Origin of the sequence: Zunongwangia profunda SM-A87 (assembly GCF_000023465.1) — a bacterium.
GTDB classification, from domain to species: Bacteria; Bacteroidota; Bacteroidia; order Flavobacteriales; family Flavobacteriaceae; genus Zunongwangia; species Zunongwangia profunda.
On record NC_014041.1, the window covers coordinates 4067365 to 4092827 of the forward strand.

Annotated in this window: 25 protein-coding genes and 2 tRNA genes; 12 read left to right on the plus strand and 15 right to left on the minus strand. The window is 36.3% G+C overall.

The genetic code is table 11. The features are described 5' to 3' along the window. Positions 1 to 143 precede the first annotated feature (143 nt). Complete coding sequence (locus ZPR_RS17795) at positions 144 to 902, plus strand: SDR family oxidoreductase (RefSeq protein ID WP_013073156.1); 759 nt, start codon at positions 144 to 146, stop codon at positions 900 to 902. A 40-nt stretch (positions 903 to 942) separates the two neighbouring features. After that, positions 943 to 1644, plus strand: coding sequence for a hypothetical protein (locus ZPR_RS17800; RefSeq protein WP_013073157.1), 702 nt, complete (start codon positions 943 to 945; stop codon positions 1642 to 1644). Positions 1645 to 1732: 88 nt separating this feature from the next. Here the strand turns inward: ZPR_RS17800 and ZPR_RS17805 are convergent, their stop codons facing one another. Continuing rightward, positions 1733 to 2713: a leucine-rich repeat domain-containing protein gene (locus ZPR_RS17805; RefSeq protein WP_013073158.1), complete on the minus strand. Its 981-nt coding sequence runs from the start codon at positions 2711 to 2713 to the stop codon at positions 1733 to 1735. A 13-nt stretch (positions 2714 to 2726) separates the two neighbouring features. After that, a complete protein-coding gene (gene kynU / locus ZPR_RS17810; RefSeq protein WP_013073159.1) occupies positions 2727 to 4004 on the minus strand; it encodes a kynureninase in 1278 nt (425 codons plus the stop codon). A 141-nt stretch (positions 4005 to 4145) separates the two neighbouring features. Between kynU and ZPR_RS17815 the strand changes: the two genes are divergently transcribed. After that, positions 4146 to 4793: an O-methyltransferase gene (locus ZPR_RS17815; RefSeq protein ID WP_041580097.1), complete on the plus strand. Its 648-nt coding sequence runs from the start codon at positions 4146 to 4148 to the stop codon at positions 4791 to 4793. Here the strand turns inward: ZPR_RS17815 and ZPR_RS17820 are convergent. The 8 genes from ZPR_RS17820 to ZPR_RS17855 all read right to left on the minus strand — a co-directional run bounded on the left by ZPR_RS17820 (position 4787) and on the right by ZPR_RS17855 (position 11981). Next, entirely contained in the window at positions 4787 to 5344 is a 558-nt protein-coding gene (locus ZPR_RS17820) for a phosphatase PAP2 family protein (RefSeq protein WP_013073161.1), read from the minus strand. The genes ZPR_RS17815 and ZPR_RS17820 overlap by 7 nt on opposite strands. A gap of 14 nt (positions 5345 to 5358) precedes the next feature. Further along, positions 5359 to 5679 carry a Sec-independent protein translocase subunit TatA/TatB gene (locus tag ZPR_RS17825; RefSeq protein ID WP_228250378.1) on the minus strand — a complete coding sequence of 107 codons (321 nt, stop codon included), beginning with the start codon at positions 5677 to 5679 and terminating at the stop codon, positions 5359 to 5361. Positions 5680 to 5731: 52 nt separating this feature from the next. Beyond that, complete coding sequence (locus ZPR_RS17830; RefSeq protein WP_041579064.1) at positions 5732 to 8035, minus strand: M1 family metallopeptidase; 2304 nt, start codon at positions 8033 to 8035, stop codon at positions 5732 to 5734. A 51-nt stretch (positions 8036 to 8086) separates the two neighbouring features. Then, a complete protein-coding gene (locus tag ZPR_RS17835) occupies positions 8087 to 8599 on the minus strand; it encodes a DUF6702 family protein (RefSeq protein WP_013073164.1) in 513 nt (170 codons plus the stop codon). 88 nt (positions 8600 to 8687) lie between these two features. After that, entirely contained in the window at positions 8688 to 9488 is an 801-nt protein-coding gene (locus ZPR_RS17840) for a hypothetical protein (RefSeq protein WP_013073165.1), read from the minus strand. Next, positions 9467 to 10210: a peptidase associated/transthyretin-like domain-containing protein gene (locus ZPR_RS22685; protein ID WP_013073166.1), complete on the minus strand. Its 744-nt coding sequence runs from the start codon at positions 10208 to 10210 to the stop codon at positions 9467 to 9469. Before ZPR_RS22685 ends, ZPR_RS17840 begins: the two co-directional genes overlap by 22 nt. A gap of 11 nt (positions 10211 to 10221) precedes the next feature. After that, on the minus strand, positions 10222 to 11004 hold the full coding sequence (locus ZPR_RS17850; protein WP_041579066.1) for a carboxypeptidase-like regulatory domain-containing protein: 783 nt from the start codon (positions 11002 to 11004) through the stop codon (positions 10222 to 10224). 167 nt (positions 11005 to 11171) lie between these two features. Continuing rightward, complete coding sequence (locus tag ZPR_RS17855) at positions 11172 to 11981, minus strand: peptidase associated/transthyretin-like domain-containing protein (RefSeq protein WP_013073168.1); 810 nt, start codon at positions 11979 to 11981, stop codon at positions 11172 to 11174. Between the two features lie 115 nt (positions 11982 to 12096). On the opposite strand from ZPR_RS17855, the gene pepE reads away from it, so the two are divergent. Beyond that, the gene (gene pepE, locus ZPR_RS17860) at positions 12097 to 12804 is read left to right on the plus strand and encodes a dipeptidase PepE (protein ID WP_041580099.1); all 708 of its coding nucleotides are present in this window, start codon (positions 12097 to 12099) and stop codon (positions 12802 to 12804) included. Between the two features lie 2 nt (positions 12805 to 12806). Beyond that, positions 12807 to 13721 (plus strand): glutaminase, encoded by a 915-nt coding sequence (locus tag ZPR_RS17865; RefSeq protein ID WP_041580100.1) that lies wholly within the window; start codon positions 12807 to 12809, stop codon positions 13719 to 13721. Between the two features lie 140 nt (positions 13722 to 13861). Here the strand turns inward: ZPR_RS17865 and rpsT are convergent, their stop codons facing one another. From rpsT to proS, 4 genes are all read right to left on the minus strand, one after another. Beyond that, positions 13862 to 14113, minus strand: a complete 252-nt coding sequence (gene rpsT, locus ZPR_RS17870) for a 30S ribosomal protein S20 (protein ID WP_041580101.1) — start codon at positions 14111 to 14113, stop codon at positions 13862 to 13864. A gap of 29 nt (positions 14114 to 14142) precedes the next feature. Continuing rightward, positions 14143 to 14214: transfer RNA gene (locus ZPR_RS17875), tRNA-Glu, on the minus strand. A 64-nt stretch (positions 14215 to 14278) separates the two neighbouring features. Further along, a tRNA-Glu gene (locus tag ZPR_RS17880) sits at positions 14279 to 14350 on the minus strand. An 84-nt stretch (positions 14351 to 14434) separates the two neighbouring features. Then, positions 14435 to 15913, minus strand: coding sequence for a proline--tRNA ligase (gene proS / locus ZPR_RS17885; RefSeq protein WP_013073171.1), 1479 nt, complete (start codon positions 15911 to 15913; stop codon positions 14435 to 14437). A 109-nt stretch (positions 15914 to 16022) separates the two neighbouring features. Between proS and ZPR_RS22690 the strand changes: the two genes are divergently transcribed. Continuing rightward, entirely contained in the window at positions 16023 to 17210 is a 1188-nt protein-coding gene (locus ZPR_RS22690) for a hypothetical protein (RefSeq protein WP_013073172.1), read from the plus strand. A 79-nt stretch (positions 17211 to 17289) separates the two neighbouring features. Beyond that, entirely contained in the window at positions 17290 to 18801 is a 1512-nt protein-coding gene (locus ZPR_RS17895) for an OmpP1/FadL family transporter (RefSeq protein WP_013073173.1), read from the plus strand. Positions 18802 to 18979: 178 nt separating this feature from the next. On the opposite strand, the gene ZPR_RS17900 is transcribed toward ZPR_RS17895, so the two are convergent. Next, positions 18980 to 20818 (minus strand): T9SS type B sorting domain-containing protein, encoded by a 1839-nt coding sequence (locus tag ZPR_RS17900; RefSeq protein ID WP_041579067.1) that lies wholly within the window; start codon positions 20816 to 20818, stop codon positions 18980 to 18982. A gap of 134 nt (positions 20819 to 20952) precedes the next feature. Here ZPR_RS17900 and folE point away from each other — a divergent pair, with 134 nt between their 5' ends. The 5 genes from folE (at position 20953) to ZPR_RS17925 (ending at position 24826) form a co-directional block, all read left to right on the plus strand. Further along, positions 20953 to 21630, plus strand: a complete 678-nt coding sequence (gene folE / locus ZPR_RS17905) for a GTP cyclohydrolase I FolE (RefSeq protein ID WP_013073175.1) — start codon at positions 20953 to 20955, stop codon at positions 21628 to 21630. A gap of 30 nt (positions 21631 to 21660) precedes the next feature. Next, positions 21661 to 23145, plus strand: a complete 1485-nt coding sequence (cysS, locus tag ZPR_RS17910) for a cysteine--tRNA ligase (protein WP_013073176.1) — start codon at positions 21661 to 21663, stop codon at positions 23143 to 23145. Positions 23146 to 23172: 27 nt separating this feature from the next. Continuing rightward, a complete protein-coding gene (yidD, locus tag ZPR_RS17915; protein ID WP_013073177.1) occupies positions 23173 to 23397 on the plus strand; it encodes a membrane protein insertion efficiency factor YidD in 225 nt (74 codons plus the stop codon). Between the two features lie 116 nt (positions 23398 to 23513). Next, complete coding sequence (gene lgt / locus ZPR_RS17920) at positions 23514 to 24344, plus strand: prolipoprotein diacylglyceryl transferase (protein WP_041579069.1); 831 nt, start codon at positions 23514 to 23516, stop codon at positions 24342 to 24344. After that, the gene (locus ZPR_RS17925; protein ID WP_013073179.1) at positions 24344 to 24826 is read left to right on the plus strand and encodes a DUF192 domain-containing protein; all 483 of its coding nucleotides are present in this window, start codon (positions 24344 to 24346) and stop codon (positions 24824 to 24826) included. The genes lgt and ZPR_RS17925 overlap by 1 nt, the downstream gene beginning before the upstream one ends. The last annotated feature ends 637 nt before the right edge of the window (positions 24827 to 25463 follow it).

Here is a 25463-nt window from a genome sequence, read left to right on the forward strand (position 1 = left end):
ATGCCGCATCCCAATAGTTATTGGGATGCCACTAAATAAGTATTTTCTAATAAATTATTTCATGGACTTTCCATGAGATAGCTTGACATGAACTAAGATTAGTCACTATAACTATAAATCTTCACCCTAAAAAACTGAGCTACATGTGGAATTTAAACAATAAAATCGCCTTGATTACCGGGGGATCCAAAGGCATTGGTAAAGCATGCGTAGAAGAATTTGCCCGGCTGGGTGCCAGCATCATTTTTACCGCAAGAAAAAAAGAAGATATCGTAAGACTTGAAAACGAATTAAGGGCAAAAAATTATGATGCAACAGGCCTTGTTGCCGATGCTGTTGTAAAAGAAGATCAGGATAAAATTATCACTACCATACAAGAAAAATGGGGTAAACTGGACATTTTGGTAAACAATGCGGGAATCAATATTAGGAAGAAAGCTTTGGAATATACCGAAGAAGAATATCGCAAAGTAATCGAAATCAATCAATTTTCAGTCCTGGAGATCAGTCTAAAACTTCATCCTCTTTTAAAAATTTCAGGAAATTCAAAAATTATCAATATCGCATCTGTTGCAGCTACGCAGGATGTTGGCACTGGCGTACCCTACGCCATGTCTAAAGCCGCCATGCTTCAGCAAACAAGAAGCTTAGCCGTAGAATGGGCAGGCGATGGCATTCGGGTAAATGCAGTTTCTCCTTGGTTTACCTCGACCCCACTTACCAAAGGACTATTAAAAGAGGAAGAGCGAATGCAGCCTATCATAAGAAGAACTCCGCTAAAAAGAGTGGCAGAAGCTTCAGAAATGGCAAACATCGTCGCTTTTCTCGCTATGGATCAATCTAGTTATATTACAGGCCAAAATATTATTGCTGATGGTGGAATGAGTATTAATGCTATTTAATTGTTTTGTACCTTTAGAACTTACAGCTAAACCATTAATTATGAAAAAAATATTTTTTCCCCTTTTAGTGATGCTAAGTATTATTTCCTGTAAAAATACCGAAAGCGATAAAAGTGATTCTGAAATGACTTCTGCAAATACTACAGTAGCTGCCGCAGAAGAAAAAGACGGCATCGCCAATACCATAGCGATAGCTAATGGGTTCGATAAATTTAAGGATGCTACAGAAGTTGAATTTACTTTTAATGTAAAAGTAAATGACACTGTGCGCTCTTCGCGCCACTGGAAATGGAATAAAAAAACCAGTGAGATTAGTTTAACCGAAGGGGATAGCACTAAAACTTATACCAAAAACGATTCGATTCCTAAGAATAAAGTAAGTATCGATCAAAAATTCATTAATGATTCTTACTGGCTGCTATTTCCTTATCAATTGGTATGGAGCGACCCAAAACTTACTGAAGAAAAAGAAGTAGCTGCTCCGATTAGTGGTGACACCCTTAACAAATTAGAGGTTGCCTATAGCACTGATGGTGGTTATACTCCAGGCGACACCTATGATATTTACTACGGAAACGATTACATGATCGAGGAATGGGTCTACAAAGCTGCGGGTGGTGATCGACAAATGGCGACAACCTGGGAAGATTATAAAGAATTTAAAGGTATTCCCATTGCAACCATGCATAAATCTGGCGATGGAAGTTTTCAACTCTATTTTACTGATGTTTCTATAAAGTAGTTGGATTTTATAAAATATTAAGGCCAGAGATTTATGTAAAAACTAATGGATCTCTGGCTTTTTTTATTAGTACTATAGGTTGCTATTTCTATAATTCTTTCCAGTTGGGTGATCTAAAATCCTCTTCTACTACAGTCTTTAGAACTTCAATCTCCTTGTTGCTTATCTTATGATTTCCACCGGTTAGTAGTAATTTTAAATTCTTTAAATCTTTAAGTTTACTAATACTTTCAATATCATTATCTGCAATCCCGAGTTCCTCAAGATTCTTAAGGTTTTCGATTCCCTCTACAGTCTTGATTCCCGTATGCCACAAATACAATATTCGAAGTTGATTTAACTGAGCTACTTTGCTTATAGTATTCAAAGGATTATCTGAAGCAATAAAACTTGTGAGATTAGGAGTTCGATCTAAGAATTGTAGTTCACTTATAAGGTTAGTAGAAACATCCAAGCTTTCTAAATTGCTATGTAACTCTTCAAATTGAAGTTCTGATATTCTATTTTTCGAACTATCCAAACTTCTCAATCGCTGCATCGATTGGATCTTAATTGTTCCTTTTATATTATTATCGGCAACGATAAAATGACGCAGTTTTCTATGAGCTTTAAACTCATTTATTTCTTCTATAAGATTTCCGCTTAAATTAAGTGTGGTAAGAAATTTGCAGTACGCTAAATTAGCTACCTTTCTTATTGCATTATTACTCAAGTTTAACCAAGTTATTTTATGCTGATCGGTAAAACAATCGATATTAGAAAGGTTATTATTACTTAAATTCAATGCAGGTAGGGTTTTAAGCTTTTTTAGAGCAGATATATCTTGTATTGAATTTCTTTCCAGAAATACTCCGGTTAGATTAGACAATTCGGCTATCGGAGCTATATCTTTAATTTTATTTCTTCCTAAATTAATTTTTCGAAGATTAGACAAATATTGTATTCCTTCTAAATTTTCAATTTGCTTATCCCTGGCATCCAATTCGGTTATAGTACCTAAATCTTCTGTTTGAGTTTGTGCGACAACTTTTTTTAAGTTATTATCCTTAATTTTCTGTAATCCATCCATATTTTCCTCTTGCTTACTTCTCTAAAATACCTCTTTTCAAGATTTGGCCAAATTCGTACATATCTTCATAAGAACAGTAAAATGGTGCCGGCGCTAACCTAATTACATTAGGTTCACGCCAATCTGGGATTACACCGTTTTCCATTAAGTAATTAAAAAGTTCTTTGCCCTCACCATGCAAGAAAACAGATAATTGTGTCCCGCGTTCTTCCTGATTCGACGGAGTGATGATTTCAAAACTGCTTTCCACTTCTTTATCAATTTCGTGCAATATAAATTCGAGATAAGCCACAATTTTATTTCGCTTTTCAATAAGAGCATCCATGCCAACCTCATCAAACATTTGTAACGAGGCCAAATAGGGTGCCAACGCTAAAACCGGCGCATTACTAATTTGCCATGCATTTGCTCCATCTTCTGGCTGAAATTCGGGTTCCATTAAAAACCGGCGGTCTTTATTATGGCCCCACCAGCCTTCAAAACGCGGAATATCTTTTTTGTTATGATATTTTTCATTTACAAAACAACCCGAAACATTTCCCGGTCCGCTATTCATGTATTTATAACTACACCATGCTGCAAAATCTACATTCCAATCATGCAATGCTAATTTTATATTTCCGGCGGCATGCGCTAAATCCCATCCAACAAAAGCACCAATTTTATGCCCTGCTTCGGTAATGGTTTTCATATTAAAAACCTGCCCGGTATAATAATTTACGCCTCCAATTAAAATCAAAGCACACTCCTCTCCTACTTCTTCAATTTTCGCAAGAATATCTTCTGTTCTAAAATTATGTTCACCATCCCGCTTTTTTAGTTCAACAATAGCATCCTCAGGATTTAAACCATGGAAACGAACCTGACTCGCAATCATATATTGATCGCTAGGGAAGGCCTTTTCTTCACAAATGATTTTATAACGCTTTGTTGTTGGACGATAAAAAGACACCATCATTAAGTGCAAGTTTACCGTAAGCGTATTCATCACTGTAATTTCTGTTGGCTTTGCGCCTACCACTTTGGATAATTGATTTGCAAAACGCTCATGATAATCCCACCAGGGCTTTTTGGCTCGAAAATGTCCTTCTACAGCCAGATTACCCCAATCGTTCATTATTTCATTTACATAACTTTGTGCCAATTTTGGCTGTAACCCTAAAGAATTGCCGGTAAAATAGATCGCATTTTTATTATTGATCTGCGGAAAAATAAATTCATTGCGATATTTTGCTAAAGGATCTTTAGTATCTAATTGCTGAGCAAATAAACGGGAATTTTCAAATTGCATGTGGATTGTAATTTTTGCTAAAATACAACTTAGGCTTTAGAATGCCAGTATGAGATAAGTGAAGCTTTTCTAAAGATCTGAAATCAAAATTTGATAAAATACCAAGCCGTTTATTTTAGTATTTTTGCTGAAAAATTTTTTATGGACTTTTTACCTCAGGATATTATTGAGTATTGTGAAAATCATTCTGAAAAAGAACCTGAATATTTAGCAAAACTAAATAGGGAAACACATCAAAAAATTTTACAACCACGGATGCTAAGCGGGCATTACCAGGGTAGATTATTAAGTTTAATCTCAAAACTGGTAAATCCGAAGTATATTCTTGAGATTGGCACCTACACTGGATATTCTGCACTTTGTCTTGCAGAAGGGCTTCAACCTAAAGGACAACTTCATACCATTGATATCAACGAGGAGCTTTTCGATTTTCAGCAAAAGTATTTTAAGGAATCTGCATTTAAAGATCAGATCATTCAGCATTTGGGGGATGCCACTCAAATAATCCCGCAATTGGATATGAAATTTGACCTTGTTTTTATCGATGCCGATAAGCCAAATTATCCTACCTATTTTGAGATCATTATCGAAAAAATGAATCCCGGCGGATTAATATTATCCGACAATGTTTTATGGAGTGGCAAAGTTCTGGAAGAAGTAAAAAAAGAAGATATTTCTACTAATGCGCTTGTAAAATACAACAAAATGCTTGCTGAAGATGAGCGAATTGAAACGGTGATTTTACCACTTCGTGACGGATTAACATTAAGCAGGGTCAAAAATCAGTAAAACCGACTTTCGTATTTAAGATAGATTTTATAGAAAATCCAGGCCATTAATACACCTACCAATCCTCCCACAAAGAGATCACTTGGGTAATGAACACCTACGAATATACGGCTTAGGGACAGCATAAAAGCCCAAATATAAAGCACCCAGATCCATTTATAGGTTTTACGAAGAACCAACACTACAAAGGTGACCAAAACAAATGCTGAGGAGGTGTGTCCTGAGAAAAAACTAAAGTTTGTGGGTTCCTGAAGAATTCTTATGATTTCGTTGATTTCCGGATTATTATTAGGTCTTAACCTATCTACTATATTTTTTGTCCAAAATGTAAGGCCAAAAGTTACTGCCCAGGAAACTAATAAAAATATAGACGCATAAATCGCTTTCTTTTTGCGAAAAGCGAGAAAAAATAAAACAAAGAAGAGAATATAAAGCGGTATCCAATGCCGAATCTGAGTAAACCAAATCCAAAAATTATCGTAATCTTCGATACCTAAACCATTGAGATACACAAAAAGTTCCCTATCCCACTGCTTCAGTTGTTCGAACATTCAGAAATTAAAATTTAAAATTTACGTTTTACAGAACCGGTAATTTCATCGATATCTTCTTTTACCTTATCAATTTCACCTTTTACATCTTTAGTGATGCTTTTGGTATCGATACCTTGTTTATCTGCGCTTTTAGTGATCTCATTTTTAATATCATCTGAGGCATTTCTAAGCATTCTCATGCCTTTACCCATCCCACGTGCGATTTCCGGAATCTTATCTGCTCCAAAAACCATCACTAAGATAAAGATGATAAAACCAATCTCTGCGCCACTAATAAAAAACGGAAGTGTAGTCACCATAATAATAACAAATATAGATACAAATATCAGCATAAAAAAAGCCGACCCGTTAAAGTCGGCTTAAAAATTTATCAACTTTTTTAGACTATCCGTCCGTATTGTTTTTAAATTGTTCAAACTCATTAGGAGTTTCTTCTTTTGGCCAGCTGTTATTACTTAAATCAACATCTGCTGTTTCTAAATCGGGATCTACCACTACCTTCGTGATTTCTTTATTAGAAGCAATAGTTTTAGTTACGGTATTATCGTTCTTCATCCAAACCTGTACAGGATATTTTTTCATTTCAGTAGAACCATCATCATAAGTAAATTCTACAATCAAAGGCATTACTAATCCACCTGGTTTATTAAATGTTACCTGATAAAAGTATTTAGGCACTTTTAAGTTATTTCTTTCTTCAGAAGAAAAATTATCCATTACATACTCGTTGAGTTTTTTAGAATTTTCAAGTATAGATTTTCCTTTCATACTTTTTTCAAATTCTTTATCACCTTCTTCTACAACATAAATAGCGTCTACTTCATCTGGATTTGCGCCATAACGTTCTAAAAGTTCACGGCCTTTTTCAGTTTGTTTATCGGTTACGTAATATTTTTTCACATCTTCTACACCTATATCTGTATAATCTGTAGTGTAAAACCAACCTCTCCAAAACCAATCTAAATCTACTGCAGAAGCATCTTCCATTGTTCTAAAGAAGTCCTCTGGAGTTGGGTGTTTAAACATCCATCGTTGTGCATAGGTATGGAATGCATGATCAAAAAGCTCACGCCCCATTACCGTTTCCCTTAGGATATTAAGAGCTGTTGCCGGCTTACCATAGGCATTATTCCCTAATTGATAAACTTCCTCTGGATTTGCCATAATCGGAGCAATAAAATCTTGATTTCCCCTCATGTAAGGAACTATATTTGCTGGGATACCACGACGTGAAGGATAAGTATCGTAACCTTCTATAGCTTCTGGATAGCGTTCTCCAAATTCCTGCTCGGCAAGATATTGTACAAAAGTATTAATCCCTTCGTCCATCCATCCCCATTGGCGTTCGTCACTATTAACGATCATAGGAAAAAAGTTGTGACCAACCTCATGTATGATTACTCCCATCATTCCAAATTTCACACGATCACTATATTCTCCATTTTCATCTGGACGACCATAGTTCCAGCAAATCATGGGATATTCCATCCCCTGATTTTTAGCATGTACAGAAACGGCTTTATGATAAGGATAAATAAAGGTATGATCTGAGTAACTTTGCAAGGTAGAAGCTACTACCCTCGTTGACCATTTTTCCCAAAGTGGATTTCCTTCCTTTGGATAAATAGATACCGCCATAACATCACTGTCATCGTTCATTTTAACCGCCATCATATCCAGGATAAATCTTCTTGACGTTGCAAAAGCAAAATCCCTAACCATTTCGGCTTTGTATTCCCAGGTTTTTGTTTTTCTCTCAAAGTCTTTAGAAGCTTCTACTGCCTCTTCCTGAGTTCTGATAACTACCGGTTCATCATAAGATTTTTGCGCTTTTTTATAGCGCTTCATCATATCTTTTGTATACACATCATCACGGTTTTGAAGCACTCCGGTAGCTTCCATAACGTGATCTGCAGGAACCGTAATACTCACCTCATAGTCTCCAAAAGGAAGAGCAAACTCACCGCTTCCCCAAAATTGCATATTCTGCCATCCTTCAACATCGTTGTAAACAGCCATTCTGGGAAAAAACTGAGCGATCTCATAAGCCCTATGCCCGTCTTCAAACTGCTCGTAGCCGGATCTTGCTCTATCTACAATATGATTATTGATATTATACCACCATTTTACACTAAATGTAAAACTCTCTCCTGCCTCTAAAGGTTCAGGAAGATCAATACGCATCATGGTATTATTAATGGTATAAGAAAGTTTATCACCACCCGCTTTTACTTCTTCTATATTAAAACCTCCATCAAATGGTTCTTTTAAATATTGATCGGCAAAACGAGATGCCGTAGAAGCAGGAGACATTCCACTTGATCCTTTCTCTAAGGCCGGAGCGTCTTTCTTACGAATGTTTTGATCTAACTGCATCCATAAATACTCCAATTTATTTTTTGAATTATTGTGGTAAGTTATCGTCTCTTCACCGCTAAGCCTGGTGTTTTCATCATCTAAGACGATATCCATCTTATAATCGGCTTCATTTTGATAATACGCCTCTCCAGGAGCTCCAGAGGCCGTACGGTACATACTTGGATCTCTAAATTCCTGATATAATTGTCTAAATTTGTTTTGATTAGTATGTCCTTGCGGTTTTTGGGATTCTTGTTGTTGCTCCTGGGCGTTCACTCCCGCTATAACAAACATTAAAAACGCAGTACATAATAGTTTGACTGTCTTCATGTAGGATCGATTTATTAAATATTGTTAAAAATAAATAATTTATTACCGGTTTTAGAACCAATCACCGAAATTTAACACATTGGTTTCAGCATCTCTGCGAAGCATAAGGCTTTTTACCTCTTTTCCTATTTTAACATTGACCACATTTTTTTGATCATCGAACATATCGGTAAGTACCGCATTTGTGATGCTTATTTCTTTAAAGGGTTCAAGATTTTCAGCTTCAATAAATAAGATAAGCTGGTCTTTATCATACTTTTTACCAAGATAATTTAGGGATACCGGCTTGCCGTCTACCGATATTTTAAGTTTGGCGGATAAATATTTCTGAATTAATGGATTTACCGGGCCGGCTTCAGCTTCTTTAGATAAGGTGATGGTTTCTCCGTATCGTTTTTCTAAAACATTTTTAAAGTCGTCTATAAACACTTTTGAAACAATTTGAAGATCTTTTTTCTCCTTTTTATACTCAATCTCTGTAACACTTAAATAAAATTTATGTGCAATAGTTTTAAAAGAAAGACTTGCAAAAACAACCAATATTAGAAGAGCGGCTTTTTTCATTTTAAAAATTTATTTCAGAAATAACAAATACTAGTCCAAAATACGAAGTTCAGCAATTTAAAGGACTTTTTAGGAGACGAGGTGATAATTATCGATTCTGATTTTCTAGTTCTGGCACATCCCCTTTACGACTTATGGTTTTAAAAGCTTCAGCTTCGGCTTTAAAATAATCGATAAGTTTTAAAGTTTCATCTTTAGCGACTAATTGCTGAAGTTGTGAATCGCTTTTACGCGTGCAGTAAAACATAAAATTGATAATTTCCCACTCTTCCAGGCCAAAATCTTCAGTAAATATCGATTTTGGTATTGTCTCTAATAATTGCTGCGCCTCAGCCTGTAATTCGTAATTTCCCTGGGCTTTTTTTAGATATTTTAAATCGCCATTTATCATCCCGATAAGCATTCCTAAACCTCCCCCGTAAGAGCCCATTTTTCGTTGCGCCATGCTTAGTTTTTTTCGCGGCGGTGGTATAAACATTAGCGGTTTTACCTTCATGTGTTTAATATCACTTTCCAGATCACCAATAAGTTTTACATTACTTAAATAAACATTCTCTAGTTGATTGATTTCTTCGGTTAAAGTGACTTCCAGGAAGCCTTCATTTAAAATTTCTCTTGTAATAAGAATGTATTCTTTTTGAAATTGCACTGAAGAAAATAAAATACTGTCGTTCTCTCTCACCAAAATACCAAATCGGCCATCGGGCTCGTTTACGGTCCCTGTTTCTGCCGTAATATTTACAATATTTATAAAGGTTTCTCCTATGGAATCGTTAGTGATTTTCCCTAAAAGCTCTTCACGCTCCTGAGAAAATCCTAAGGAAATATTGAAAAAAATTATCACCAAAAATATCCAATATCGCATTACTAACTTTTTCTTTGCTTCCACGATTTTACTTTATGCTGAAAAAACTCAAAAAGAGGTCCTTTGCTTTCCTGATCTACGTACAAATTGAATAGTTCATCCTCTGCACAGAAATAGATAAACAACATTAATTCGTCCTCCTGAATTCCCATTTTAAGAATATTATCTGGCGCAATTAATTCCAAAGCCTTTTCTACACGATCATCAAAAACCATATTCGCCTTTATCTTTTTTACTTTTTGCCGTTCTCCTGTAATGGTATTTAAAAGAAGGTTAGACGGATCACCACCTGTGGCCGCTAATTTTCTGTCGATTAAGGAAGGAATATCCTGTTTTAATTGCGGGGCATTTAATTGGTATTTATCATAAAAATCGATCTTGGTAAAATCCTTTTCCAAATTTCCAATCAGATTTGAATCGAAGAGATAGACTTCGTCTAACTGATTAACGCCAGGCAATAAAAAGACTTCTAAAAACTTTGCATTCAAAATAGCCTTAGTGATCACAACTTCTTTCTTTTGATACTGAACTGATGAAAATTGCAACGTATCATTTTCTTTTACCTTAACAACAAAATGGCCGTCTGGATCGTTGGTCGTACCAACATATGAACTTATATTGATGATGTTTATAAAAGTATATTCTAAACTATCGGCCAGGATTTTACCTTCCAGTTCTACCGGTTGCTGGGCTTTTAAGATCATACTTAAAAACAAAAAAATAACTACGAAAAAAGGTTTTTGCACTAAATTTTGTTTTAATGAACAGAATCGATTTGGATCTCTGTGCGTTGCTGCGTTAATAATTTAAGGAACTTAACCGATTCTCGCTTATAAAACTCCAACAGCTGAAGCTTATCGGGATCGTTGCGCAATTCTTTAAATTCAGATTGAACAAGGCAATAATTTATAAAAAGATATAATTGTTCTTCGGTCAAATGGCATTTATCGAGTAGAAAGCTTCTTCTTAAATCTAACTCAGTTTCCAATATATTCTGATCTAACACACGCTCATTTAAGCTTTTAAGCATTTTTGTTCTTCCACTTAATCCATTGATAATAGGATCTAACGGAACTATACCAAATAAAGCACTATACCATTTTAAACGCATACCACCAGGGCCTGTAGTCGCGGTATACAATAATTTTTCTTCTTGCCGAAGCGGCATTTTTAAAGACATAGGTGCCTTTAGCGCATATTTATCGTAAATAGGCATCGATTTGATATCTGCAGCTAAATTCCCTGAGAGATTGGGCAATTTAACTTCATCTAATTGATTGATGGCCGCCTGAAGATGAACTGTAAAAAAAGCTTGTTCGTAAGTCGAAGAAGTTACTACCACTTCTTTCTTTTTATACTGGACTGAAGAAAATAAGATGGTATCCATCACGGAAGCCGAAATCATAAAACTTCCAGATTTATCACTGGTGGTTCCTCTACCTGAGGATATATTTATGATATTAATTAAGCTCCCATCTAAAGAATCAGCTACAATTTTTCCTTCAATCACCTTAGATTGTGAAAAACTGATAGCTGGCATAACTAAAATAAACGAAAAGAAAATTTTAATTCGCAAAGGATCATTGATTGATGAAAACTAACTACGAAAACTTACCCCAGCCTAGCATTCTCCAAAACAACATCCAGTAAATCTCCAAATACTATAACTTTAAATGTCTAAAAAAATTATACCGAAATCAACAAATATTAATCTAAAGTTTCTACGCTCGCATCCAAATGCGCTTGGTAAGCTTTGCGTTGCTCGATTAAAAACTGAATGATATCAAGTTCGTTTTCTTCAGAAAGCATTTGCCCGTTTAATCCATTATCGGCAGCGAAAAATATAAAATCATTTACCTGATTAGCTTCCAGATCTAATGTTTCTTTAAAGAAATCATTACTATACATTTGCTTGATTTCATCATCTAGCTGTGCATAAGGTATTGCTCTGTAATCTTCTTTTTCTTTACCGTATTTTCCTGTTACCAGCTTGAAAACATTGATCAGGTTTAGACCGTTTACCATGTATGTTTGACTGGACAACTGTGCCTGATTCCGAACAGGATAAGACTCCGGTGATTTTACCTTAGGAGTTTCTAGCATTGAAACATTCATATTTGGGATTTGTGCAGGAGTAACTTTTATTCGGTTTACATCTACGTTTATTGAGCCCGATAATGTTCCGGCAGAAACCCGTACTTCAGGAAGTTTGTTTAGTGCTATATTAATAGAAACATTCAGCATTTTAGAAGCTAAAATATCTTTAGTAATTCTTACGGAAAACTGCTCAAATTGAAGTGAAGAAAAAACAATTCGGTCATTTAAACGGGCATTAATCTTAAATTCTCCTTTTTCATTAGAAATTGTCCCTTTACTATTGGCCTCATTAAAGATTGTAATGCCATCCGGATCATCTCCCTCGGGCACTGTTATTTGACCATCGAGTTGCACGTTAGCATTTTGAGCAAAACCAGTTGCTGAAACAAATAAAAAAAGGAAAAAGAGTGTACGGTACATAGCAATAATTTATAGCATTAAAATAACGATTCTTAACCTAAAATTAGCTATATACACAGCGTAAACTTTTGTTAAAAGTCAGTTTTCTAGCTACTTTTACCAAAAAATAATGAAAATGATGAAAGCGATATTAGCAAGTACTTCTACGCTGCACGGCGAGGGCTATCTGGAATACTTAATACCACATCTCACTGATCTTTATGGAAATGACAAGGAGGTTTTATTTATACCTTACGCAAGACCGGGTGGTATTTCTCATGATGAGTACACACTAAAAGCGAAAGAAGCTTTCAAAAAAGCTAACCTTAGTCTAAGGGGAATCCATGAATTTGAAGATGCGGTTAAAGCAATACAAAATGCTGAAGGAATCTTTACCGGTGGCGGCAATACTTTCTTGCTGGTAAGTGAATTGTACAGAAATGGATTGATCGATATTCTAAAGAATGTAATACTAAACGGCACTCCTTATTTAGGAACCAGTGCCGGCACAAATATTGGTGGACTCACCATGGGCACTACAAACGACATGCCTATAGTTCTTCCTAAATCTTTTAAAACTTTAGGCTTAATTCCTTTTAATATCAATCCGCATTATTTAGATCCCGATGTAAATTCTACGCATAAGGGAGAAACAAGAGAAACACGTATTAAAGAGTTTCATCATTTTAACAGCCAGCCTGTTGTAGGTTTACGAGAGGGCAGCTGGCTGGAACTAAATAAAAATGAAGTAATTTTAAGAGGAACTCCTTCTGCCAGAATATTTAAATGCAATAAAGATGCCTACGAAGCGGCAACAGGAACCAATTTAACCAATCTTAACTGATGATAGATTATCACGAAATACTAAACACCATTCAGGAAGAAATGAGTTATCGCGATGTAAAGGGAAAAGTTGCATCATACATTCCTGAACTTGCCCGAGTGGATCCTAAAAAATTCGGAATGCATTTATATCGGAATGAAAACGAATTTTATGGATTTGGTGATCACGAAGAGAAGTTTTCGATACAATCTATCAGTAAGGTCTTTACACTTTCCTTAGCTATAAAAAACTTAGGTACCAAGGTTTGGGAACGCGTTCATGTAGAACCATCAGGCAATCCTTTTAATTCGTTAATGCAATTGGAGCAAGATCGTGGTATTCCCAGAAATCCATTTATAAATTCTGGTGCTTTGGTGATTTCAGATATTCTTGTTGATGTTTTAGATAATCCTAAAAAAGAATTGCTGGAATTTGTTAGGAAAATCACCGGAGAAGAGGATATTGATTATGATGAAAGTGTTGCGCAATCAGAGCTTTCATCAGGATACAGAAATATAGCTTTAGTGAATTATATGAAAGCTTTAGGCAATATTAAATGTGATGTAGAGGAAATTATTGATTTTTATTTCTATTCCTGTTCTATAGCCATGTCCTGCAAATCTTTGGCTAAAGCATTTATGCTCTATGCTAATAAAGGCGAAATTCTACATTCTGGCGAACAAATATTAAACCCAAGCACGGTAAAGCGTTTAAATGCGCTAATGCAAACCTGCGGATTTTATGATGAATCCGGCGAGTTTAGTTTTGAAGTTGGCCTACCCGGAAAAAGTGGTGTTGGTGGTGGTATTGCTGCTATTCATCCTCAACAATATTCAGTAGCAGTCTGGAGTCCTGTTTTAAATAAGAAAGGAAATTCTGAATTAGGAATGAAAGCGCTGGAAAGACTTACGACCCTAACAGGCTTATCTGTATTTTAAAACAGAAATCACTGGAAATATGAAAAGCTCCTTCAATCTACATGAAGGAGCTTTATTTTTTACTAAAAGCCGAACAATAAAAAAATGCTCCCTAAAGTAGAGAGCATTCCTCTATAAATTGAACACTTATAAACTCTAAATTAAAGTGCAGCTACGTGCTTAGCGAGCTTAGACTTTAAGTTAGAAGCCTTATTGGTGTGTATAATGTTCTTTTTAGCCAACTTATCAATCATAGAAACTACAGAAGGATAAAGAGTCTCTGCCTCTTTCTTATCTTCAGTGTCACGCAATTTTTTAATAGCGTTTCTTGTTGTTTTATGTTGATAGCGATTTCTAAGCCTTTTAGCCTCGTTGCTACGGATTCTCTTTAACGCTGACTTATGATTTGCCATTACAGATAATTTAATTAATTCTTTAAAAGTAGTCCGTAGGGGAATCGAACCCCTGTTACCAGGATGAAAACCTGGCGTCCTAACCCCTAGACGAACGGACCAAATATTATTAAAATTTCATGCCAATTAAGGCTTCTCGACAACACAAACTACTTGTGTTTTTAGTAGTCCGTAGGGGAATCGAACCCCTGTTACCAGGATGAAAACCTGGCGTCCTAACCCCTAGACGAACGGACCAACAATTTTTTGTTTCAATTGCGGATGCAAAAATACAACTATTTTTGAATGCCACAAGAGTTCACGAAAAAAAATTGAAAAAAATTAATACGCCTTCGCAAATAGCACTCTACCGCTAGATGGTTTACCTGTTAAAACACAGATTCCCTCCTCTTCTTTACGATCAAATGGAACACATCTAATAGTAGCTTTAGTTAATTCTTTAATTCTATTTTCGGTTTCTGACGTACCGTCCCAATGCGCCGATATAAAACCTCCCTTTTTCTTTAAAATGGCTTTAAACTCATCAAAACTATCTACTTTAGTAATATGCTCATCTCTAAAGTTCTTGGCTTTATGATATAAAGTTTCCTGGATTTCCTCCATTAAAGCCACTACTTTTTCTACTACGCCATCCATTTCAACAAACTCTTTGGTAAGCGTATCCCTTCTGGCAAGTTCTACCGTTCCCTTTTCGATATCTTTTGGACCAATAGCTAATCGAACCGGCACACCTTGCAGCTCATACTGGGCAAACTTCCATCCAGGTTTGTGCGTATCCCTATTATCAAATTTTACTGAAATACCCTTAGCCCTTAAATCTTTTACCAAGCCGTTAGCTACATCAGAAATTTGGTCTAATTGCTCTTCGCTCTTATATATAGGAACGATCACTACTTGAATTGGCGCTAATTTTGGAGGCAACACCAAACCTTTATCATCGCTATGCGTCATTACAAGCGCTCCCATTAAGCGAGTGGAAACACCCCATGACGTTGCCCAAACATGCTCTAAGCCTCCTTCTTTGGTTGCAAACTTTACATCAAAAGCTTTTGCAAAATTCTGACCTAAAAAATGAGAAGTTCCCGCTTGTAAAGCTTTACCATCTTGCATTAAAGCCTCAATACAATAGGTTTCTTCTGCCCCCGCAAAACGTTCATTCTCCGTTTTCGCCCCTTTTATAACCGGTGTAGCCATAAAATTCTCTACAAATTCGGCATAAATATCATTCATCTGCATGGTTTCAGCCAAGGCTTCCTGTCTGGTTGCATGGGCAGTATGGCCTTCTTGCCATAAAAACTCAGAGGTTCTAAGAAACAATCTTGTTCTCATTTCCCAACGTACTACGTTTGCCCATTGATTAATAAGAATTGGCAAATCCCTGTACGATTGTATCCAGTTTTTATAAGTATTCCAAATAACTGCTTCAGAGGTGGGTCTTACCACCAGCTCTTCCTCTAATTTTGCTGCAGGGTCCACAATAAGTTTTCCCTTATTTTCCTCATCGGTTTTTAGTCGGTAATGGGTTACTACCGCACATTCTTTTGCAAAACCTTCTGCATTTTTCTCTTCAGCTTCAAAAAGGCTTTTAGGCACAAACAGCGGAAAATAGGCATTTTGATGCCCGGTTTCTTTAAACATTCTATCTAATTCGGCCTGCATCTTTTCCCATATGGCGTAACCATAAGGCTTGATAACCATACACCCTCTAACTGCTGAATTCTCAGCAAGATCGGCTTTTACGACAAGCTCGTTGTACCATTTAGAATAGTCTTGTTCTCTGCTAGTTAAATTCTTACCCATTATTGTTTTTTGGCATAAATATTGTATTTTAAAGAAACACAATATAGACTTATTTTGTTAGCGCAAAACTAACTAAATTTGTAATGTTCAACAATTAAAAAACAAGCTAATGATACGCAATGATAATTTACTTCACAGAACTTCATTTTTAATAACACCTGTGTTATTGCTATTATTAGCATCATGTGGTTCTTACCAATATTCAGGGTACAACGATGGTATCTATGGTGAATCTTCCAGAACTGTAGATCGTCCACGTACCGGTTATGAGAGACCTCAAAATGCTAATGAGCAGCGAGAGGAAAAACTTAAAGAAGCTAACTCTTACTACAAAAATGCGTTCGCACAGCAGTCTGCAATGTTAGAAAACGCGATGCAGCAAGATGTAGTATTTACAGATATTGATTCTTACTCCTCTAATTCGGGATATCCTGAAGATGAAGAAATGTATAACGAAGAAGGAACAATGGCCTACAACGGCTCCTACGCTCCTTGGGGTCAGGGTGATCCAGACGACACTACCATAAACATCTACAACTACGGAGGCGCATGGGGTAGAGGATTTTACAACCCATACTTTGCAATGGGATACGGATGGGGCGGCTTTGGCTGGGGCGGCTGGAACGGTTTCTATGATCCTTATTTTGCAAACCCATACTGGGGTAGCTGGGGTATAGGCTGGGGCGCTCCCCTCTACGGTGCTGGATGGGCTTATGGCTATGGCTGGGGTGGATTTTCCCCATGGTATTACGGAAGATGGAACCGTGGTTATTACGGTGGTTATTATGCTAATAATTACCATAATTATTATCAGCCAACATATTCCTACACCAATTCTCGACGTAATTCCAGAAGTTCTTATTCTAATGTATCCAGCCGTAGAAATGACGCTACTACAAGAGCAAGAAGTAACTCTTCATATTCCAGAAGAATTAGAGATATAAGAAATATAGATAGTAATTCGAGAAGCAGCCGATCTACATCTACACGAAATCGTGTTACCGATAGAGAAAATACTAATGTTTACTCACGATCTAACAGGAGAAGTTCAACTACTTATAGCAGAAGTAACAACTCCGGTTCCAGATCATCCATAGGCAGATCTTCAGATAATTCTACTTATCAGCCCAGCAGATCGAGATCGACAACACCAACGCGATCTTCTGTTAGAACATCTTCTCCTTCAAGAAGTTCTGGCTCTGTAGGAAGAAGTTCTTCTGGAAGTAGCAGATCATCCGGAGGCAGTAGATCATCTGGAGGAGGCAGTTCCCGCGGTGGCCGAGGAGGAAGAGGCTAGAATAAACTTATATATAAATACCTTACAGCGAAACACTGTAAGGTATTTTATTGCCTAAAATTGAATATAACACCTAATTATGAAAAAGATTTTAACTTTCACTTTACTGGCAATCATTACATTCTGTGATTTGAAAGCTCAGGATATAACCGATGCCTTCAGGTATTCTCATACCGATCTAAAGGGTACGGCCAGGTTTCAGGCTATGAGTGGTGCCTTTGGTGCCCTTGGCGGCGATATTTCAGCCATTAGTATTAATCCTGCCAGCTCAGCAGTATTTATAAATAGTGCAGCAACATTAACCTTTAGTGATATATCCAAAGAAAATACTACTACTTACTTCTCTGGTATTAATAATGCAGAGCACAGTGATTTTAATTTAAATCAGGCCGGTATAGCATTAATATTTAACTCTAATGGTGATAGCGAGTTTACTAAATTTAGTTTTGGTGTTAATTATGCTGAAGAAAATAATTTTGATGATTCCTTTAAAGCTGCAGGATTAAGTAATAATTCAATTGATCAATATTTTGTAAGTTATGCCCAAGGGGTTTCTCTAGATCTTCTAATCCCATATGATGATGAAAGCATCGACGACCTTTATGCCTATCTTGGAGAAAACGAAGGATATGGCGCTCAACAAGCACTCTTAGGATATCAGGGATTTATCATTAATCCAGAAAGTGATGATATTGAAAATACTAAATACTACTCGTCACTATCTCCCGGACAATTTCAAAATAGTTATAATTATATTTCTACAGGGCTTAACGGTAAAATCTCTTTTAACTTCGCTGCTGAATTTCAAAAAAAATTATACCTGGGGATTAACTTAAATAGCCATTTCATTAATTATGACCGTACTACCAGATATTTTGAAAGCAACGCAAATACAGGTAGTGAAACAAATGAAATTTCATTTGTAAATTCACTAAGTACTGATGGGGATGGCTTTTCTGCTCAGATTGGTGGAATTTATAAGATCACCGATCAGTTTAGAATAGGAGCTACTTACGACACCCCAACCTGGTACAATATTAGAGAAGAGGCTTCTCAATCTTTAAGAACGTATAGTGATGTATACGATGAAAGCGTTATTGTAAATCCAGATGTTATTAATGTTTATCCTGAATACAAACTTAGAACCCCTGGGAAAATAACCGGAAGTGCTGCACTTGTGCTTGGTGGACAAGGCTTAATTAGCCTGGATTACAGCTATAAAGATTACGGAAACACTGAATTTCAGCCTACTGATGATGCAGATTTCATCATACAAAACAATATTATCGCTGAAAACTTAAAAGGAGCATCCAGCATTAAGGTTGGAGGAGAGTACAGAATTGATAACTGGAGCTTAAGGGGAGGGTACCGTTACGAGGAAAGTCCATACAAAGACGGGGTTACTATGAGCGATTTAGATGGATACTCTGCAGGAATTGGTTATAGTTTTGGTGCCTTTAAAATCGACGCAGCTTATACTAACACCCAGTATTCTGAGAGCAGGTCCCTTTATCAGGTTGGTTTAACAAATACTGCGGCTATCGACAGGGAATTTTCTAGCCTCGTGTTTTCGCTAAGCTTTGGATTATAATAGCAGCCAGATAGTTTTTAACCATAACATTAAACAGCAAATAATATTTTTCTACGATTGGTAAAAATCTAAGAAAATCATAGCCTTAATAAGGAATTAAAAATCTCGATTTATCGAGTAAATCTCGCGATTTACAGAAAAGCCTAATAACTGAAAAATTTCAATTCATTAGGCTTTTTTATTTTATTAAACTAAAATGAGCACTAAAATTGTGCCTACTACTTGTTTTAAAGTTCACATATTCCAAATTGAACCAATAATCATCTTCAGGCAAAAGTTTACCATTCACAAGCCCATCCCAACCTTCTCCATCCGGGTCTATATTCTTTAAAAAAACACCATTACGATCAAAAACCCTAATCTTAAGCACCTTATAATCCGCATCCTGCGTTACTGACCAACGATCGTTATAACCATCTCCATTAGGAGTAAAGAAAAAATCATAGCCTACAACTGTAAACTCTTTTACAACAACTCCTCCACAACCGCCTGCTTCCCGAATTTGTAATTCATGAACTCCTCGCTGGATATTACGAAAAACAGGATCGGATGTATAGGCCCCATTATCCAGGCTGTACTCAAATTCCGAGGAATGCCCAATATTGCGTGACGCATTAATTTCTACAGTCCAGCTATTTTCAAAATCACCCTTTAAAATGTCTACTTTTACCGAATTCGGTTCAGACACGTAACTAACAGTAGTGGAAAAACGAACTTCACAACCTGTAAATTTTTCAGTCAACACCAACGTGTAATTGGGATTAGCAGACTCTTCATATAAATATAAATCGTATTCCGAAGATATTAACTCCTCTCCATTGTACCAGGAATACTCATAACTTTTGCCAAAATCTTTTCCCAGTACAAGCTCATCATTAAATAATCCGTAAGCATCCACGCAAATTCTATAGTTTTCCTCCAAAGGTGCTTCGGGAAGCGTCCGAATATCTAAATGAATTGCAGCAATATCTGATATGCAACCTGATTCAAGATTTACTATACGGGCCAAAATTGTCTCTCTACTTACGCTATAATTTTCAGGATCCGGAATTTTATTGTTATTAAGAGCACCTTCTTCTGTCTCAAAATATTCTACTTTGTAAAATTCTGGAGAGGCATTAAGTGATAATAGTTCAGTTTGTTTTATGGTTAAATCAATAAGGCTATCCTGTTCACAAACAAATATGGCTTCCACAGGCTGCTTAATTACAGGGCGATCATAAAAAGCCACCTCCACATTATCTTCTATAGTGTTATCCCCATCAGCATTCTGGATTAAAACTCGGTAGGTACCACTTACGGTAACCTTTAACTGTGCTTTATTTTCAGCCTCTAATTGAACAAAATCATCGTTATTTTCGTCAAAGACAAACCACTGATAGCTTATTGCTCCTTGTTCCTCTGCATTAAGTATAGTTTCATTTTCCCCACAAACTACTTTATCTGCTCCCAAAATTCCGTTTAGAATAGCACAATTTGTAGAACCTGCATTGCTACCATTATTGGTTTGCTTCAAATTTATAAAACCAGGAAGTTCACTGTAGTTGGTTAGCAAAAAAACATAGACCTCACCTTTTTTAGCATTATTGATCGCAGCCACTTCTACAGCATCTTCGGAATATGAACAATCCACATGATTTTTTTCAGACAGTAACTCGTTGTTACAATAATCCTCTGAAGCGTTAAATGGCCCCCAAATTACGAAATCAACATCTAAAGCTTCTCCGCTCCCATCTTCATTTTCGCTTTGAGAAATCAAAAACTCTAAATCTCCCGAATCTTCTATTTGCAAATAAAACCAGGAAGGATACCTGGGAAACTCTACGCACCCATAATCCGGACCGCTTTCCCCGGCCACCACCTCGCTATTCAGCCTATTCGAATTTTCAAAAACAAGCTCTTCATTACCCGCACAAAAAGGACGAATATCTGCACAACGGGAACCTTGTGCAAAAAGAGTGGTAACCAGCAAAAAAAGGGATACAAAAAGACCTGTTTTCAACGTGTTTGCGCGCATTGCGCGCAAATTATAAAATTATATAATGCAAAAATCCATTAATAGACAAGAGGCAGGAAAATCAGTATTAAAAGTATTAAATGTGTATCTTTGCAAGCTAAATGAATACTTTACGACTTATAGCGTAAAACGGCATGAAAATAGACAAAGTTTTGAATGAAATTGACGAAATGGGTGATGCACACGCCGGAAGTAGTGCAGAAACACCTATAAGAAAAGATGCTTTTGAAGTTAGTGATACTGATAAGATTGCACTAATTAGAGAAGATGTTGAACGTATTATGCAAACACTTGGATTAGATCTTACCGACGATAGTCTAAAGGGCACGCCTCAACGTGTAGCAAAAATGTTTGTAAATGAGATTTTCTCTGGGCTGGATCCAAAAAGAAAACCAAAAGCATCGGTTTTTGACAATAAATACAAATATGGTGAGATGCTTGTAGAGAAGAATATTACAGTTTATTCTACCTGCGAACATCACCTTCTACCAATTGTTGGAAAAGCACATGTAGCGTATATTTCTAATGGTACCGTTGTAGGTTTATCCAAAATGAACAGAATAGTAGATTATTACGCCAAAAGACCACAGGTACAGGAACGAATGACCATGCAAATTGTACAGGAACTTCAGCAAGTGTTGGGAACTGAAGATGTAGCATGCGTTGTTGATGCCAAACACCTTTGCGTAAATAGCCGTGGAATAAGAGATATAGAAAGCAGTACCGTAACCAGTGAATTTGGCGGTGCTTTTAAACAAAAAGAAGTTCGTAGAGAATTTTTGGACTATATTAAGCTAGATACTACATTTTAATTAACTTGCTTTCTTAAAACTACGCTCTTTATGGCGCTTTTCGAAGAACAACAGCTAAAAATTTACAATTCAATTTCTGGAGAGAAAGAAGTATTCAAACCTATAAACGATAGCTACGTTGGAATGTATGTTTGCGGTCCAACCGTATATAGCAACGTTCATTTAGGAAATTGTCGCACTTTTATTTCTTTCGACCTGGTGTTTAGATACCTAAAGCATCTGGGATATAAAGTGAGATATGTTCGAAATATTACCGACGCCGGCCATTTGGAAAATGATGCCGAAACCGGAGAAGACAGAATTGCTAAAAAAGCAAGACTTGAACAGATTGAGCCTATGGAAGTGGTGCAAAAATACACCGTAGATTTTCACAATATCCTGGAGAAATTCAACAATCTTCCCCCTAGTATAGAACCTACAGCGACAGGACATATTGTAGAGCAGATAGAAATCATTAAAACGATTATCGATAGAGGATTTGCTTACGAAGCTAATGGTTCTGTTTATTTTGATGTTTTAAAATATAACGAAGAAAAGCACTATGGTAAATTAAGCGGTAGGGCAATCGAAGATATGATTGCAAATACAAGAGAGCTTGCCGCACAAAGTGATAAAAGAAATCCGCAGGATTTTGCACTTTGGAAAAAAGCAGAACCACAACATATTATGCGCTGGCCCTCACCATGGAGTGATGGTTTCCCGGGATGGCATTTAGAATGTACCGTAATGAGCACCAAATACCTTGGAGAAGAATTTGATATTCATGGCGGGGGAATGGACTTAAAATTCCCACATCACGAATGTGAAATTGCCCAGGGCGAAGCTGCTACCGGTAAAGATCCAGTTCACTACTGGATGCACGCCAACATGCTTACCCTTAACGGGAAGAAAATGGCTAAAAGCACCGGCAACAATATTCTCCCTGAAGAGCTTTTTAGCGGAAAAAATGAAGTAATTGGTAAAGCTTTTTCTCCTAACGTAGCACGTTTTTTTATGCTACAGGCACATTATCGCAGTATTTTAGATTTCTCTAAAGAAGCACTAAGCGCAAGTGAAAAAGGCTTCAACAGGCTAATAGAAGCCTACGCATCTATAGATGATCTACCTGAATCTTCTGCTAGCACCATTAATCTTGCTGAGTGGAAGCAATCTTGCTACGACGCCATGAACGATGATTTTAACAGTCCTATATTAATTGCAAAATTATTTGACGCTGTAAAATGGATAAACGCTATAAAAGAAGAAAGCTTAAAGATATCTGCAGAAGATAAATTAGAGTTGAAGCAGGTGCTTCACGATTTCTTATTTGATATTTTAGGCTTACGCGACGGCGAGAAAAGTTTAGATAATAATTCAGATAAACTTTCGGGAGCAGTAGAGCTTCTTATAAAACTTAGAGCGGAAGCAAGAAATAACCGTGATTTCGCTACAAGTGACAAAATTCGAGATCAATTACAGGAAATGGGGATCCAGCTAAAAGATGGTAAAGACGGAACCACTTTTTCCATCAATTAAAAACAAACAATCAATAAATGGATAACTATGCTTAAAAAAATGCTTATTTATCCATTTATTATTTTGGTAAAATGCTACCAGAATTTTATTTCTCCTCTTACACCCGCTACCTGCAGGTATACCCCCACCTGTTCTAATTACACGATTGCGGCATTACAAAAACACGGACTTTTTAAAGGTGGATGGTTAGCTTTAAAACGAATATTTAGTTGTCATCCCTGGGGTGGTAGCGGTTATGATCCTGTGCCTTAGCATTTTTTCAGTATAAGTGTAAATAAGATATCAGCCAATAGAAGTGATTAAGCTTCATTTTATAGGCGAAGTTTTTGCAAATATGTATCTTTACAGCTCAACCGAAATTCAAAATAATGCTTATTGACGCCATGAGATGGAGCCCTTCCGAAGGGATAGATTTAGGGATCCTAACAATACACTATTATAGCCTAATGTTTCTAATTGCCTTTGGTCTAGGCTGGTATATCATGAAGGCCATCTATACCCGGGAACGTATTCCTCTAGAAAAATTAGACTCTCTTTTTATCTATACTGTACTTGCTACGCTCATAGGAGCACGTCTTGGTCATGTTATATTTTATGATTGGGATTATTTCCAACACCATTTATTAGAAATATTCTTACCAGTAAAGTTTGAACCAGAATTTCAATTTACCGGTTTTAGAGGGCTTGCCAGTCATGGTGCAGCAATAGGGATAATCACCGCTATGTATCTTTACCGTAAGCGTGTTCTGGACAAGCCGGTTTTATGGATTTTAGATCGTATTGTTATTCCCGTTGCCTGCGGTGGTATATTCGTGAGAATAGGAAATTTTATGAATTCTGAAATCATCGGTAAACCCACTAATAGCGATTACGGAGTGATTTTTGAAAATCTAGGCGAATCTTTCCCCAGGCACCCCGCACAGCTTTACGAAAGCTTTTGCTACTTGCTAATCTTTCTTCTACTCTATTTTCTTTATTGGAAAACCAATAAAAGATTCAAGGTTGGATATATTTTTGGCTTATTTTTAGTGCTGCTTTGGACGGTAAGATTCTTTGTGGAATTTGTAAAAGAAGCTCAGGTAGAAGAACGCGCCACGTGGCTTTTAAACACAGGACAATGGCTTAGCATCCCATTTATTATTGCAGGATTTTATTTTATGTATCGCCCGCAGGCAAAACAACAAAACACAGCGCAATAGTGATAAATAAACTTTTATATTTTGGATTAACGGTGATTATACTTTTTTGTAGTTCCTGTAAAAATGATGAAGGAAAAGAAATTGAAGTTCAAAATATCGAATTTCGGGATGATGCAGATTTATACCTAATAAATAAGGCAGATGACACCATTAAAACCCTTGATATCGAAATAGCAGATGATGACTATTCCAGGGCAACAGGACTAATGTATCGTGAATCGATGGAAGAAACCCAGGGAATGCTTTTTGTTTACCAAAGGGAATCGATACATAATTTCTATATGAAAAACACCTATATACCATTAGATCTTATCTTTTTTGATTCCGATAGCACTATAGTTAGCTTCCAAAAAGATGCAAAACCTTTAGATGAAAGTCTTTTGCCATCACAGGTACCCGCCCAGTTTATATTAGAAATAAATGCTGGTCTATCTGAACGCTGGGGTTTAAAAACAGGAGATCGCTTTAGCGTTCAGCAATAAGTTTTTACAAAGTATTAAATCATAGCTTTAACGCTGAAAATAAGGGTTAAAACGTCCTAAAACCGGGTGTTTTAACCCTTTTTGTTTCTGAATTCATAACTTTTCAAGAGCTTTATAATATCGATATCTATTCGTTAGGTCCTACAATTGTAGCATGACGATTTACACAATCTTTCTCAAGAATTCAAATTCAATCCTAACAGGCTTTTCTTCAATTATTTACAGACAGCATCTACCTGAGTCGTTAATCACTTCCTTTAAATTAAGACGTAAATAGCTGGTTGACTCTAATTATTGGTCTTTAGGAAATTAATTTAAGCAGATACGATTGGGTATTATGCACTAAAAGATAAAATCATTTCAACACTAAAAACATCAAGATGGGAAGCTTTGGTTTTGCCTAATTTAATTTACCGGTAATAATAGTTGCACTCATTTCCATATTTCTAGTTTTTTTTGCCTGAACTATATTTACTTTTAAAACATCACTAAGACTTAGAGGTGATTCTCCCAAAATGATTAAAAATTAACTGAAGTGCTTTTATAAAACCATGAATACACTTAATACGTCTTACGTAATCCATCCCGTTACAAAATTTTCGACTGGATGATGTTGCTCAAAAAATGTCTATACTAG

Excerpts from the sequence above, each read along its gene's own strand:
- proS (WP_013073171.1), bottom strand. The coding sequence starts at position 15,913 with ATGGGTAAGAATTTAACTAGCAGAGAACAAGACTATTCTAAATGGTAC.
- lgt (WP_041579069.1), top strand. The coding sequence starts at position 23,514 with ATGCTTATTGACGCCATGAGATGGAGCCCTTCCGAAGGGATAGATTTA.
- kynU (WP_013073159.1), bottom strand. The coding sequence starts at position 4,004 with ATGCAATTTGAAAATTCCCGTTTATTTGCTCAGCAATTAGATACTAAA.
- ZPR_RS17850 (WP_041579066.1), bottom strand. The coding sequence starts at position 11,004 with ATGCCAGCTATCAGTTTTTCACAATCTAAGGTGATTGAAGGAAAAATT.
- ZPR_RS17895 (WP_013073173.1), top strand. The coding sequence starts at position 17,290 with ATGAAAAAGATTTTAACTTTCACTTTACTGGCAATCATTACATTCTGT.
- ZPR_RS17815 (WP_041580097.1), top strand. The coding sequence starts at position 4,146 with ATGGACTTTTTACCTCAGGATATTATTGAGTATTGTGAAAATCATTCT.
- ZPR_RS17805 (WP_013073158.1), bottom strand. The coding sequence starts at position 2,713 with ATGGATGGATTACAGAAAATTAAGGATAATAACTTAAAAAAAGTTGTC.
- ZPR_RS22690 (WP_013073172.1), top strand. The coding sequence starts at position 16,023 with ATGATACGCAATGATAATTTACTTCACAGAACTTCATTTTTAATAACA.
- ZPR_RS17855 (WP_013073168.1), bottom strand. The coding sequence starts at position 11,981 with ATGTACCGTACACTCTTTTTCCTTTTTTTATTTGTTTCAGCAACTGGT.
- ZPR_RS17800 (WP_013073157.1), top strand. The coding sequence starts at position 943 with ATGAAAAAAATATTTTTTCCCCTTTTAGTGATGCTAAGTATTATTTCC.
- ZPR_RS17900 (WP_041579067.1), bottom strand. The coding sequence starts at position 20,818 with ATGCGCGCAAACACGTTGAAAACAGGTCTTTTTGTATCCCTTTTTTTG.
- rpsT (WP_041580101.1), bottom strand. The coding sequence starts at position 14,113 with ATGGCAAATCATAAGTCAGCGTTAAAGAGAATCCGTAGCAACGAGGCT.
- ZPR_RS17795 (WP_013073156.1), top strand. The coding sequence starts at position 144 with ATGTGGAATTTAAACAATAAAATCGCCTTGATTACCGGGGGATCCAAA.
- ZPR_RS17835 (WP_013073164.1), bottom strand. The coding sequence starts at position 8,599 with ATGAAAAAAGCCGCTCTTCTAATATTGGTTGTTTTTGCAAGTCTTTCT.
- cysS (WP_013073176.1), top strand. The coding sequence starts at position 21,661 with ATGGCGCTTTTCGAAGAACAACAGCTAAAAATTTACAATTCAATTTCT.
- pepE (WP_041580099.1), top strand. The coding sequence starts at position 12,097 with ATGATGAAAGCGATATTAGCAAGTACTTCTACGCTGCACGGCGAGGGC.
- yidD (WP_013073177.1), top strand. The coding sequence starts at position 23,173 with ATGCTTAAAAAAATGCTTATTTATCCATTTATTATTTTGGTAAAATGC.
- ZPR_RS17820 (WP_013073161.1), bottom strand. The coding sequence starts at position 5,344 with ATGTTCGAACAACTGAAGCAGTGGGATAGGGAACTTTTTGTGTATCTC.
- ZPR_RS17830 (WP_041579064.1), bottom strand. The coding sequence starts at position 8,035 with ATGAAGACAGTCAAACTATTATGTACTGCGTTTTTAATGTTTGTTATA.
- ZPR_RS17825 (WP_228250378.1), bottom strand. The coding sequence starts at position 5,679 with ATGCTGATATTTGTATCTATATTTGTTATTATTATGGTGACTACACTT.
- folE (WP_013073175.1), top strand. The coding sequence starts at position 20,953 with ATGAAAATAGACAAAGTTTTGAATGAAATTGACGAAATGGGTGATGCA.